We start from the raw sequence: 13,511 nt of genomic DNA, 5'->3' as shown, positions 1-13,511 counted from the left end.
TTATCGGCCCCTTTCCTCATTCACATCGCCATCCTCGGCAACCGGTGTGGCCGCCACCAGACCCGGCGCATAGGTCGCACCAACGGCGCGAGCCGCCATCTCCCGACCCGCATCCAGGTAGCTCATGGCACCACGAGAACCGGGGTCGTAATCGAGAACCGTCATACCGTAGCCCGGCGCCTCCGAGACCTTCACACTGCGTGGAATGACCGATCGCAGCACCACATCACCGAAGTGCCCGCGGACCTCCTCCGCGACCTGATCGGCCAATTTGGTACGGCCGTCATACATTGTGAGGACCACGGTCGAGACGTGCAGTTCGGGATTGAGATGGGACTGAACCAGGCCGATATTGCGCAGCAGCTGTCCCACCCCTTCCAGGGCGTAGTACTCGCACTGGATCGGGATCAGGACCTCTTTCGCGGCCACCAGGGCGTTGACCGTCAGCAGGCCGAGCGAGGGCGGGCAGTCGATCATCACGTAGTCGATCTCGTAACCGGCCAGATTCGCCTCCTGGATCGCCGTCTTGAGACGGCCCTCCCGGGCAACCATGGAAACGAGTTCGATCTCGGCGCCGGCCAGGTCGATCGTGGCCGGAATGCACAGCAGGCGCTCGTTGTGTGGACTCTGCTGGATCGCATCCTGGACCGGAATCTCTCCGATGAGGAGTTCGTAGCTGGACGGAATGCCGGAATGATGATCGACCCCGAGGGCGGTGCTGGCATTGCCCTGCGGATCGAGATCGATGACGAGAACCGTCATCCCCTGCACTGCGAGAGCGGCGGCGAGGTTGACCGCCGTGGTGGTTTTACCGACGCCGCCCTTCTGATTGGCGATGGTGATGATGCGTTGCTCGCGCGGCTTCGGAATGTTCATCGAACCAGGGTGCAGGACCTGACTCGCACGTTGTGCCTCCGCCGCGATCGGCGTGTCCGCGGTGGAGATACTTCCGAAGGGCGTGCGACTGAAGTCCTCCGTGTCGAAGGCATTGCCTTCCAGCATTCCGGGGACCCGCGAGGTTGTTTCCCGTGAAACTTTTGCCGGACCGTTCGACATACAGGCTCCTAACCCCGAGAACTTCAGACACGTGCCGGCGTGGCTTCGGCGCCACGCGGCTCGAGTAGGCGGAGCGCCGCCTTGTTGCGAGACCGATAGCCATCCGGCGAGCTGCCGGGCACCGAGAGAATGCGCTCACACTCAACGCCACTTAGCTTGCCAGTACCGGAGGCAATACGGAAGTTGAACCGCGGCAATCCTTCTCCGACACGCTGAAAATCGGACAATTCCTCTGCGCAACTCGACCCCCGGCGCACACGGTCCGCGATGTTTCACATGAAACCACGCCGCCCTGAGGCGCAGATTCCGACGCTCAACCGCACCCCACCGTTGGACCTCTGCGCGCTTCCGACGCCACCGGCGAGGGGAGTGGTTTCATCTGTCAGCCAACAACACTGATCCACCGGCCGGCGGACACGTGATCCGCCAGACCATCAGACGTGTCCGCCACAGCCCCTGTCCGGCAGAATCACCAGTCCGCTCACCGCGCGGACCGAATTCCGCGTCAGCGGCCAGCTGTCCGCCCCGACCTGTCCGCCCGCGGACTGTCCCAGGACCACCTGAACCACCTGTCCGTCAACCACACTCAGTCCGCCTGCCGACCCTGTCATCGCTATCGCAGTCCGGCCTTCTCGCGGACCAGCGGCCCTCTTGCGAGTCCGCGCTTCTCGAGGCGTCCGGTGTTTTCGTACGCCTGTGTGTCCCTGCAGGTCCGGTGTCTGGGAGACCGGCGTCCGAGTGGTCTGGTATCCGTGTGGGTCAGATTTGGATCGGCAGATGCGTTCCGCCCTGCGCAAACTACTTCCGCCGCAGTCCCGGGTCCCGTGGGTCTGGTGCCACTCTGGGTCTGGTGTCCCTGTCGGCCCGATGTCCTCGTAGGTCTGGTGTCCCCGTAGGCCCGCTCTCCCCGTGGGCCCGATATCCCCATAGGTCTGGTGTCCCATAGGTCTGGTGTCCCCGTAGGCCCGCTCTCCCCGTGGGCCCGATATCCCCATAGGTCTGGTGTCCCATAGGTCTGGTGTCCCCGTAGGCCGCTCTCCCCGTGGGCGCGGTGTCCCCGTGGGCCCGGTGTCCCTGTGGGCCCGGTGTCCCTGTGGGCCCGGTGTCCCTGTAGGCCCGGTGTCCCTGTAGGCCCGGTGTCCCTGTAGGCCCGGTGTCCCTGTAGGCCCGGCGTTCCCGTAGGCCCGGTGCCCCGTGGATCCGATACCGCGTAGGGCCGTCTGCCTGTAGGCCGGGTGTCGTAGGCCTGTGTCACATAGACCCTGTGCATTTGGGGTCCTGGTCGCTGCGCGGGCTAGCCTCCTCGCAGCCTGATTCCCTTTCGGCCTGGTCTCCTTTGGGCCTCCTCGCGAGCCGGACTCCCCAGCGCCGAACCTCTTCGCAGTCCCGGTCTCATCGCTGGCCTGCCGTCCCGCCCGGCTTCATCCCAGTGGCAACTTTCTCGCAGGCCCAATCTCTCCACCGTCCTTATCTCGCCGCAGGGTCGGCGTCCCATGGGCTCGGTCTTCCCGCGGGCACGGTTGCCCTCTATGCCTTGCCCCTCGTGAGCCTTGGGCTCGCGGGCTCGGTTTCGCTGTGGTTCCAGCCTTCTCGTACAACTCTGGTTCAGGGGATTCGGCCTTCATGTGCGCCCGGGCTGTCCGAGCGTTCCGACCTCTCGCAGGTGCCTTCCTGAGGCAATGCTCTCGCGGATGCCATTCCTGGGTCGACCTTCCGTTCTGCCAACGCTTTACACGGTCCGCGCGCTCTGACACCGCACGCCGCAATAGATCCCGCAAGTGAATAGTCTCCGGGCCTCCGCTCAGTCCGGCTACGTCACGCGATGGTCCATCGCGCGGCGGGCATGGTAGCTTCCACAGCCGACCGCGGCCCAAGTCGACAGGCGGACAAGCCCCTCGACCGATACCACACTCGGCGTCGCTTCGTTCAGACCGACTGATCCTTCAGCCGGCAGCACGTCTCGAGCCAACCCTCAGCTCGCATGCCTCCCATCTACGGCGCTCTTTGATCCCGGCACTTCTCCGGTCCGAGGGAACTCTCGGCCCCGACGCATCTCAGCCAGCACGAGCCGCACCTGACGCCCCGCGTCCCGGTATCCCTTGCCCGTGCGTCCGCCCAAAGCGCTCCAGCCCAACACGTCTCAGCCAGCGCAGGCATCGCCCGACACTCCTCGCGTTTCGTACCCCTTGATCCCCCGGGACATCTGACGACCGGAGGCAGCCTCAGCGCCAACACATCTCGGTCGGCCAATGACCCACACGGCATCTCTCACCACCCCAACGCCCGTGCCCTTCATTCAGCCCATGCTGCCGGACAGTTTCCTCTCGCGTGGGGACCACACAGCCTCGGGCCAGGACGTCTCGGGAAGCGCATCGCATAGGTCAGGAGGCCGGGCGACCTACCCCATGCGGTCTTATCTTGATGCCGCACAACTGTCGATCATTTTGTTGGAGTCGCCCAGCTGTCGGTGCCGACCCACGCCTCGGGCCAAGGCGTCCTCGAGCGACGCGATCATCGGCACACGTGAATCATTCAGTCCGACACGTCAGCTTCTGCGGCACGGTGTGCGACCCGGCCCGACGCATTTCCCGGCGCCCACTCAGTCGGCTTGTCCGCGGCTCGAGGGACGGCTCGGCTCGACGCGTCTTCGAAGCGCCAGATTCCATCGCCGCACAGGTCCCTCGAGCCGACATCAGCCCGTGGGATGTATCTATCGGACCTGCATCTCCTGGCCTGCAAGCAATTCAGCCCAGTGCGTCACATCGCAGTCCTCGATGCATCCTCTCGACCCGCCCACCATTCGACGTTGCGAACCTCTCTGCCCGACAAGCGCCTCGGTTGCGGATTGCTTTCAGCCGACTCGTAACTCGCTCCGGCGGACTCACATTCAACGTGCGTCAGGATCCGGAGTGCTACTCGGTTCCGAGGAATGCTCGGTTGAAGCGTGTCCGATGCGAGGCGCTCATTCGACCAGCACACCCCCGTATCGCCGACGAGCCGGAACACGCATCGCGCGATCACGCACCTTCGAGCGATCCTGGGCCGCGCCAGGTTTCATGTGAAACATCTCGAAACGTTGCCGTGGTATCCCGTCTGTCAATGCGCTGCGAAACCGCACCCTCCCAGATGAGACTCGCTGCGGATGGATCGACTCACAGCATGATGACGATTGCGTTCGTCGCACGGTCGGCCGCATGCCGAGTCGTTCTGACAGCCCCCGCTCCGCCCCCAGACGCTAGGCGCACGCCAAAGCAGCCAATCTGTTCGCAGCGGATGAGGGGACCGCAGCGGATGATGCACGCACCGACCCCGAGACCAACCTTCGTCACGGTGACGGGAGGCCGAGTATCGGCCCGAACATCACAGTCGGCTGCCGCGAGGCGCTATCCCAGCGACAAGCCCGCCTCGACGGCCGCCTCGCTGTTTCACATGAAACATAGGGGAGACCCAGATTGAATGCGGATCTCCGGTCCCAACCTCCGCCCGGCCGAGGCCGCACCACCTCCCGGCAGCAGCTCGCCGACAGGTCCAACCACCAGTCCGCGTCGGGGCCTCGCCCGCCTGGCCGCCCCGGACCAGGCCACCGCAGCGAAGAACCGGTCGGAGTTGACTGCCGCTGCGCACCCCGTTTTTCACGCCGACCGCAGCTCCCCGTAGATGTGAGTCTCGGATCAACCGAATCATCGAGATGCTGCCGCCAATAAAGCGACTGGGCGCGACCCGCGTTCGAAAGGCAGGCGAGCCCGCTACTCGGACAGCAGGCGAGCGCAGCCGATGGCGTCCCACCTTCGCCCGAGATCGGCGCGAAGGAGCAGGCATCCGGGCGCGAGCTTCCTCGAGGCATCGAATGATTCACGTGAAACTGCGGAATCGCTTACGGGATCTCAGGACAATCCCGTCCAACAGTCAGCCACCCGGCCCGGAACGGCACACGTCCTCGCCTAGTCCCCTCAGCACCAATCACACCGCGACGAGCAACCCCTGGCATCGCTACCGCTTACGCCTCCGGCATTGATTGCGGTCCGCCCAGGCCGCTGAACCACCGCCACCAACTCACCCGCACCGTACGACCGCGCCGGCCCACACCCATCGCAGGCGCTTGCCAGCGTCTGGTGGTCCCAAGGCAAACCTCCAACCGCCACTGGAGCCTACGTACGAAGCTCTACATACCCGAGCGTGGCACCGACGCTCTCCCACCCGCATGGACTACGAACAGCGCCAGAATGTTTCACATGAAACCGTGACTCGGATCACCGCGACCGTCGCGCTCGAACCCCGCGTCGTCCCGGACGTTCGGAGCGCGGCAATCGCTCTACGCTCAGAACGACCGTCGGGGGAGTGATGATCCCGACGCCGCATTCGAGAACCTGCGCATTGCCGCCTCCGGCGCGCGTCAACTCCTCGCGGTCGCGCTCCAGTTCCTCCGCGACGCTCGATCCCTTCAGGGCGAGCATGCGGCCGTGCTCGTGCACCAACGGCAGCGACCATTGCGCGAGTTTGGCGAGCGGTGCGACCGCGCGAGAAGTAACGACATCGGCGCCGCCGGCCTCTTTTCGGACGCCTGGTTGTTCCGCGCGGCCGCGGACCACTGTCACATCCAGTCCGGCCTCCTCGATGAATTCCGCGAGGAAGATGGTCCGTCGCAGCAGTGGCTCGACAAGCGTGACACGAAGGTCGGGACGGGCTATCGCGAGTGGGATACCGGGGAGCCCGGCACCGCTGCCGACGTCAACGACCGTCGCACCTTCGGCGATGAGTTCGCCGAGCACGGCGCAATTCAGGATGTGTCGATCCCACAGCCGCGGTAGCTCTCGCGGTCCGATCAATCCTCGTTCCACCCCGGCGCCCGCCAGAGCCGCATAGTACTGCCGGGCGAGCGGTAGCCGATCTCCGAATACTTGCGCCGCCTCAGCGGGCGGCTCCTCCGCACCGGAAGCGGGGGAGGGGTTCGGTTCAACGCTGTCCGTGCCTCGTTCCACGTGAAACTTCCTTCCCGACCGATAGGAATAGATATCGGGCGCCCATCGATCGGTCCGCCCGCACTGCGGCTGCGTCCATACAAGGGTAGGGCCCCCGGTTCACCGAACCGGGGGCCCTACCCTCACACGACACTGCTACGACGGCACGACCACCACATGCCGATTGGGCTCCACACCCTCGCTCTCGCTCTCGACACCGTCGACAGCGGCCACGGCGTCGTGCACGATCTTCCGCTCGAACGGAGTCATTGCCGCGAGGGACTCGGGCTTACCGGAATCGAGCACACGCTGCGCCGCAGCGGTTCCCAACGCGCTCAACTCCTCACGGCGCTTGGCCCGCCATCCGGCAACATCGAGCATCAAGCGGCTGCGCACTCCGGTCGCCTGCTGCACGGCCAGACGGGTCAGCTCCTGCAGCGCGTCGAGCACCTCACCGCGACGGCCCACCAGTTTCGACAGGTCTCGTCCACCGTCGATGCTCACGATCGCCCGGTCACCCTCGACGTCCAGATCGATATCGCCGTCGAAATCGAGCACATCGAGCAACTGCTCGAGGTAGTCACCGGCGATCTCGCCCTCCTCGATCAACTCCTCTTCGGCATCGCCGGCATCGTCTGCGGCGGAATCGGATTCGTCGGTGGCACCGGAATCGACCGGACGCTGCTGCACATCATCGGACTCATGGGAGGCGGAGGTGTCCGCGGTGGCCTGCTCGATCGAGTCGTTCGCGCTCAGCGCCACGGTGGCGTCCCCTCCATCGGTCTCAACAGTCATTGTTGTGGTTTCCTTCACTCCTGCTGCGAGTTATCAGCGACGTCGCTTCTGATTCGGGCGGCCACGATTACCGGATCGCTTGCGATTCCCCTGTCCGGTCGACTTCCCCGAGGACGCCGTCGACTTACCGGACTTCGACGGCGTGGTTCCGTTCTTCGACTGTCCGGTGCCGTTCTTCGATACCGTCGAATCGTCAGTGACAGGGATATCGGAAGCATCCGCGGTCGCCTCGACCGGAGTATCGGTCACCGCGGGTCCGCGTTTCCGACGGTTATCAGGCTTGGCGCCCGGCTTGGGAGCATTCTGCGCGCGGCGCTCGAGCGCCTCCTGCTTCTTGTGTTCGTCTTCCTTCTCGATCTGTTTGAACACGATGTGCTGCTGACCGAAGGTCCAGATGTTGTTGGACACCCAGTAGAGCAAGATCGCGATCGGCAGGAACGGACCACCGACGATCACACCGAGCGGGAAGACGTACAGCGCCAGCTTGTTCATCAGCTCGGCCTGGTTCGGCCCCATCGGGCTCGGCGAACCGCCGCCGCCCATACCCGTCGGATCCACCGAGACGCCAGTCGCCCGCTGACGGGCCACCGATGCGCGCGCGTTGAAGTGAGTCGCCAGACCCGCGATCACCATCAGCGGGACGGCAACGGCGATCATGTGCGAGATCTCGGGAATGCCGCCGTAATCGGCGAACGCCTGCATCTGCGATTTGGGAGTGGTGATCGCCGCGGAGATCGGCGCCCCGAAGATCCGCGCTCGCAGGAACGACTGCACATCGTCGACACCGAACGCGTAGTTCGGGGTGTGTGCATTCGCGTACGCGGTCATGCCGCCACCGTGTCCGAAGCCGGGTAGACCACTGGTCACCCCGACCCGGTTGAACGAGCGCAGCACGTGGTACAGGCCGATGAATACCGGCACCTGGGCAAGCACGGGCAGGCAGCCCATGAGCGGGTTGAAACCGTGTTCCTTCTGCAGCTTCTGCATCTCGAGCGCCATCTTCTGGCGATCGTTCTTGTACTTCTTCTGCAGTTCCTTGATCTTCGGCTGCAGTTGCTGCATCTGGCGGGTGGTGCGTACCTGCTTCACGAACGGCCAGTACAGGACCAGACGGAGTGTGAACACCAGGAACACCACGGACAGCGCCCAGGCGAACCCGTTGTCATTGCCCAGTGCGAGCCCGAAGGCTTTGTGCCAGAACCATAAGATCCAGGACACTGGGTAATAGATGAAATTGAGCACGGCTCTAAGTACTCCCGTCGGTCGTGTCGCCGGTCACCGCGCGCGGCGACCCCTTCAAAGGCTTGTGTTCGGCCGCCGCGTCGGTCGCCTGGCTCGGCTCGGTCGCAGAGTTCTCGGGCGTTCCCGGATCGGCAGCAGCCCCTTTCCGCTTGCGCTCCGGAACGGGGTCCCACCCTCCAGGGTGCCAGGGCGCACATTTGGCCAAACGCACGGCCGTCAGTCCGAGACCGATGAACAGCCCTCGGGTGCGCAATGCTGTCACCGCGTATTCACTACAGGTGGGGGTGAATCGGCATACCGGCATCCGGGTGGGGGAAACATAGGTTCTGTACAGCTCGATGAAAAAGATCAGAACTTTCGCCGGTAGTGCGGCCAACGCCCGCAGCCGGTTCATGAGGACCTGCCGTATTCCGCAACACCTGTATCCGCGCAAGACTGCGGCGGAAGTAGTTTGCGCAGGGCGGAACGCACCTGCCGATCCAAATCGGCACTGTCGGCGTCGGCCGCCCCCGGCAGGGCGCGGATCACGACATCCGCCGCATCGGGCAGGGTATCGACCACGCCGGCGCAGATATGACGCAGGCGGCGGGCCACACGGTGACGTACCACCGCGGGACCCACCGCCTTGCTGACGATCAGACCGAACCTCGGCCCGCCGCGCCGTACGGACGGTGTGCTGCCGTCCGCCTGCTGTGCGGGTGTGAGGAATACGTGCACGACAAGATCATGTCTCCCGATTCGTCGGCCGTGCCGCACCGTCCGGGAGAATTCGGCACGATGATGCAGCCGATACGGCTCAGGCAACACCTGAGTGTCCGAGCACGTAACGGGTGGAAATGAGCGGACCGAACGGCGAACAGGGCATGACGCCGATACCGGTGCCGATGAATCAGGCCGTGAGCTTGGCGCGGCCCTTGCCGCGCCGCGCCGACACGATGGCGCGGCCCGCGCGGGTCCGCATCCGGAGACGGAACCCGTGGACCCGCGCCCGACGACGGTTGTTCGGCTGGAACGTCCGCTTGCCCTTGGCCACGGTCGACACTCCTCGAGTAGGTGGGCGCCCAGTGACGCCCGAAGCTGGTGGGTGAAACTCTTTCGCGCTCGCGACGGCGGACGATGTCCGTATCGGAGCAACTCCCATCGGGGTACACCAGCCACGCTACCCTGGGCAGCAGGCACTCAGCACCACGTCAATGGGTGACTGTACGAGGGTACTGATCAGCTCCGACAGGGTCAAACCCGGGTCCCTCGATGCGATCCACACCACTTCCGCTGGTCCCGGGCGCCCGCCGAGACCGGATCGTGCGCAACGCCCGAAGTGCCCCTTGCCGGAGGGTCACTGCAGCATATAGGGTGCGTAGCTAGCAGATTGCTATAGAAGCGCTGGTCCGGGCGCCACAGGGGGAATGTGTACAGCGCAAGCCATCCGGATAGGGTTGTCCACATCTGTGGATAATTGTGTGGAAAGACCCGTGGAGTGGCATATTCTTATGGCCCCCAGCCATCCAGGACGGCCACGTCGACGCTCATGCCACCGGGGGTTGCGGGCGATGCCGACCGTCGGCTCCTAGCGACCTGTATCGGGGAGGAAGTATACGTGGACGACGAGCAGAACGTGTTGACCGCCGTGTGGCCGGAGGTGGTCGCCGAGCTCACCACAGGATCCGGTGATGGTGCCATACCCCCGGTTTCCAATGCCCAGAAGGCGTGGTTGGGCCTGGTCAAACCGCTGACGGTGGCACAGGGATTCGCGCTGCTCTCGGTGCCGTCCTCACTCGCACAGGAGGCGATCGAGCGCGATCTGCGCGAGCCCATCCTCCGATCGCTGGCGCGGCGGCTCGGCCCGCAGGTGGAGGGACTCGGCGTGCGCATCGCGGCGCCGGCGGCCCCGCCGGCCGATCGTGCGAGCGGCCCGCCCCGGCACGCTCGGCTCACCTCGCGTCCGGATCGGCTGCGCGAACATCCGCGCGCTCCCCGCGAGCCTGTGAACTATCCCGCGCCGACCGACTACCAAGCGGCCCCCGACTACGCCGCACAGCGCTATCACACACCGCCCGAATATCCGGGTCACGACGATTATCCCCAGCCCGAATACGTCACCGCGCCGATGGCCGGAGAATTGCCGAGCATCCCCAACCACGGTCACGCAACCCCCCAACGACGTGATATCGATCTACCTCCGGTGCGGAACGTCCCCGTTCCGCCGGGACAGGAGTCGTTGTTCGCGCCCGATTCCGAGCCCGCACCGCAGCATCGTCCGGTGCCGGGCGAGCACGAGGACGACGAGCCGGTCGTCAACGCGCACAACTCGTGGCCGACCTACTTCGCCAAATCACCCGAACCGGCGGCCCCGGCGCCGTCCGCATCGGCTCCCTCCTCGGCGAGCCTGAACGCCAAGTACACCTTCGAGACATTCGTCATCGGTGCGTCCAACCGGTTCGCGCATGCGGCCGCGGTGGCGATCGCCGAGGCGCCGGCCCGCGCCTACAACCCGTTATTCGTTTGGGGCGCTTCGGGTTTGGGCAAGACGCACTTGCTGCACGCGGCCGGCCACTACGCCCAGCGACTGTTTCCGGGCATGCGGGTGAAGTACGTCTCGACCGAGGAATTCACCAACGACTTCATCAACAGCCTCCGCGACGACCGCAAAGTGGCGTTCAAGCGGCGCTACCGCGAGACCGACATCCTGCTGGTCGACGACATCCAGTTCATCGAGGGCAAGGAAGGCATCCAGGAGGAGTTCTTCCACACCTTCAACACCCTGCACAACGCGAACAAGCAGATCGTGGTGTCCTCGGACCGCCCGCCCAAACAGCTGGCCACCCTGGAAGAGCGGCTACGCACCCGGTTCGAATGGGGACTGATCACCGATGTGCAGCCGCCCGAACTCGAGACCCGCATCGCGATTCTGCGCAAGAAGGCGCGAATGGACCGGCTCGACGTCCCGCACGACGTGCTCGAACTGATCGCCAGCCGGGTCGAACGCAATATCCGCGAACTCGAGGGTGCGCTGATCCGGGTGACGGCGTTCGCTTCGCTCAACGGCCAGCCGCTGGATCTGTCACTGGCCGAAGTGGTGCTGCGCGATCTGATGCCCGACACCACCACCCTGGAGATCACCGCCTCGACGATCATGGCCGTGACCGCGGAGTACTTCAACACCACCTTGGAAGAGCTGACCGGCCCGGGTAAGGCGCGGCCGCTCGCACAGGCCCGGCAGATCGCGATGTATCTGTGCCGCGAACTCACCGATCTGTCGCTGCCCAAGATCGGCCAGGCATTCGGCCGCGATCACACCACGGTGATGTACGCGGAGAAGAAGGTCCGCAAGGAGATGACCGAGCGCCGCCGGGTGTACGACCAGGTGCAAGAACTAACAGCCCGAATCAAACAGCGCTCCCGCTGAACGGATCCACATCCCCTTCACCCGGTTGACCTGGGTGAAGGGGTTTTTTCGTATGTGGAGTCCTCGAGGAATTCTTGTGGAGTCCTCGAGGATTCCACCGGCTGTCCACGGAGTTGCGCACAGCTCTGGGGAGGAATCTGTGCATCGGCTACTCACAGCGGTTAGTACACAGAGTGCACACCCTGATTCATCCTCGAGGCCTGACCAGGCTCGATGGCCGATTCGGCTTGTGGATTCCTCGAGGACTCCTTGTCAGGTCCTCGAGGAATCCACCCGTTCTGCACGGGATGGTGCACATGTGTGCACAACAGGCGGATCGGCATGGAAGAACTCGAGGATGGCTCGAGGATGGACTTGGGACAGATCCGCGGAGTCCACAACGACTCGATGTTCATCCTCGAGTCACCCGCTCGACATCCCCATGCCGCCGCGCCCTCCCAACAGGGGATTCGCCGGGAGTCCACAGAATCCACAGCGCCTACTACTACTTCAGTTCTTCTTCTAGAGATCTCTCTTTTAAAACAGGCGGTGTGGAAAGTCGGATCGGCACGGATCGGCACGACGGAGCTTCGTCCCCAACCCGTATCGATTGGCAGGGAGCAAGACGGACACCCCTCGGGCGAACCCGATGCGGACCGGAACCGCGCCCGGTCGCGCATCCCGTATCCGACGCACCGGGAGGGGTGACGTAGTCGGTAGGCTCATCCGCGGGTACGGTTTGGTGTCGGTCGCCTGTGTCACACTCCGGTGGGACGAATGCTGGAGACCGATCGAGCACCTCCTGCAGCAACCCGCACTGCCGGGCCGAAAAGATCACGACCGATCGAGACTGGGAGAGGAAATACCGGGCGATGGAGCTTGCAAGCATGAAGTTTCGGGTCGCTCGCGAGGATTTCGCCGAATCCGTCGCCTGGGTGGCTCGGAGTCTGCCCTCGCGGCCGCCGGTTCCCGTGCTCGGTGGCGTCCTGCTCGTCGCGGGCGAGGACGGGCTCACGGTGTCGGGTTTCGACTACGAGGTCTCCGCGCAGATGCGAGTGGCCGCCGAGGTCGCCGGTCCGGGACAGGTCCTGGTCTCCGGCCGCCTGCTCGCCGACATCACCAAGGCCCTGTCCAACAAGCCCGTCGACGTCTCGGTCGACGGCACCCGCGTGCTGATCGCCTGCGGCAGCGCCAAGTTCTCCCTGCCGACCATGCCGGTCGAGGATTATCCACAGCTTCCCGAACTTCCTCCGCAGACCGGTCAACTCGGTGTGGATGTCTTCGGTTCGGCCGTCGGCCAGGTCGCCGTCGCCGCCGGCCGTGACGACACCCTCCCCATGCTCACCGGCATCCGGGTCGAGATCGAGGGCGACAAGATCGTCCTCGCGGCCACCGACCGGTTCCGGCTCGCGGTCCGCCACCTGGAATGGCAGCCCGGTCGGCCCGATGTGGAGACCGCGGTGCTGGTTCCGGCGCGCACCCTGTCCGAATCGGCCAAGACGCTCGGCGCTTCCGACGCACCGGTGCAACTCGCCTTCGGCACCGGCACCGACGGCCTGCTCGGCATCGTCAACGGCGGCCGCCGCACCACCACTCGGCTGCTGGATGCGGAATTCCCCAAGTTCCGCCAATTGCTCCCCAAGGAGCACACCTCCATCGCCACCCTCGAGGTCGCGGCACTGATCGAGGCCATCAAACGCGTCGCGCTGGTTGCCGAACGCGGTGCCCAGGTCCGGCTGGAATTCTCCGATCAGGGCCTGCAGCTCTCGGCCGGCGGCGACGACGCGGGCCGAGCCGAGGAGTGGCTCGAGGCCGAGTTCCGCGGTGAGCCGCTGACCATCGCCTTCAATCCCGGCTACCTCAACGACGGCCTGTCCGCACTGCATTCGGACCGGGTGACCTTCGGATTCACCACGCCGAGTCGTCCGGCGGTCCTCACCCCGACCGGCGAGGAGGAGCCGGAGGTGCTCGACTCGGGTTCGTTCGCCGCGTTGTCCACCGACTACATCTACTTGTTGATGCCGGTGCGTCTGCCGGGCTGAGTCCGCACCGGCGTTGTCCGGACAACTGTGGAC

The 13,511-nt window shown here is 65.0% G+C and carries 10 protein-coding genes; 2 read left to right on the top strand and 8 right to left on the bottom strand.

The features are described from left to right. The 8 genes from AC5WS7_RS14365 to rpmH form a co-directional block, all read right to left on the bottom strand. Positions 1-1,002, bottom strand: coding sequence for a ParA family protein (locus AC5WS7_RS14365; RefSeq protein WP_495954958.1), 1,002 nt, complete (start codon positions 1,000-1,002; stop codon positions 1-3). A gap of 488 nt (positions 1,003-1,490) precedes the next feature. Next, complete coding sequence (locus tag AC5WS7_RS14360) at positions 1,491-1,640, bottom strand: hypothetical protein (protein WP_495954957.1); 150 nt, start codon at positions 1,638-1,640, stop codon at positions 1,491-1,493. 3,666 nt (positions 1,641-5,306) lie between these two features. After that, positions 5,307-6,035, bottom strand: a complete 729-nt coding sequence (gene rsmG, locus AC5WS7_RS14355; protein WP_495954956.1) for a 16S rRNA (guanine(527)-N(7))-methyltransferase RsmG — start codon at positions 6,033-6,035, stop codon at positions 5,307-5,309. 135 nt (positions 6,036-6,170) lie between these two features. After that, positions 6,171-6,809: a Jag family protein gene (locus AC5WS7_RS14350; protein ID WP_495954955.1), complete on the bottom strand. Its 639-nt coding sequence runs from the start codon at positions 6,807-6,809 to the stop codon at positions 6,171-6,173. Positions 6,810-6,842: 33 nt separating this feature from the next. Next, positions 6,843-8,051: a membrane protein insertase YidC gene (gene yidC, locus AC5WS7_RS14345; RefSeq protein ID WP_495954954.1), complete on the bottom strand. Its 1,209-nt coding sequence runs from the start codon at positions 8,049-8,051 to the stop codon at positions 6,843-6,845. A 4-nt stretch (positions 8,052-8,055) separates the two neighbouring features. Continuing rightward, complete coding sequence (yidD, locus tag AC5WS7_RS14340; protein WP_495954953.1) at positions 8,056-8,445, bottom strand: membrane protein insertion efficiency factor YidD; 390 nt, start codon at positions 8,443-8,445, stop codon at positions 8,056-8,058. Beyond that, a complete protein-coding gene (rnpA, locus tag AC5WS7_RS14335; protein ID WP_495954952.1) occupies positions 8,442-8,858 on the bottom strand; it encodes a ribonuclease P protein component in 417 nt (138 codons plus the stop codon). Before rnpA ends, yidD begins: the two co-directional genes overlap by 4 nt. Positions 8,859-8,940: 82 nt before the next feature. After that, positions 8,941-9,084 carry a 50S ribosomal protein L34 gene (rpmH, locus tag AC5WS7_RS14330; protein ID WP_033085250.1) on the bottom strand — a complete coding sequence of 48 codons (144 nt, stop codon included), beginning with the start codon at positions 9,082-9,084 and terminating at the stop codon, positions 8,941-8,943. Between the two features lie 564 nt (positions 9,085-9,648). Here rpmH and dnaA point away from each other — a divergent pair. Together dnaA and dnaN are read left to right on the top strand one after the other, a co-directional pair. After that, a complete protein-coding gene (dnaA, locus tag AC5WS7_RS14325; RefSeq protein ID WP_495954951.1) occupies positions 9,649-11,457 on the top strand; it encodes a chromosomal replication initiator protein DnaA in 1,809 nt (602 codons plus the stop codon). Positions 11,458-12,308: 851 nt separating this feature from the next. After that, positions 12,309-13,478 carry a DNA polymerase III subunit beta gene (dnaN, locus tag AC5WS7_RS14320; RefSeq protein ID WP_495954950.1) on the top strand — a complete coding sequence of 390 codons (1,170 nt, stop codon included), beginning with the start codon at positions 12,309-12,311 and terminating at the stop codon, positions 13,476-13,478. Positions 13,479-13,511 lie beyond the last annotated feature (33 nt).

Source organism: Nocardia sp. PLKS1-43, assembly GCF_059510335.1.
This window is presented reverse-complemented; position numbering and strand designations above follow the sequence as displayed.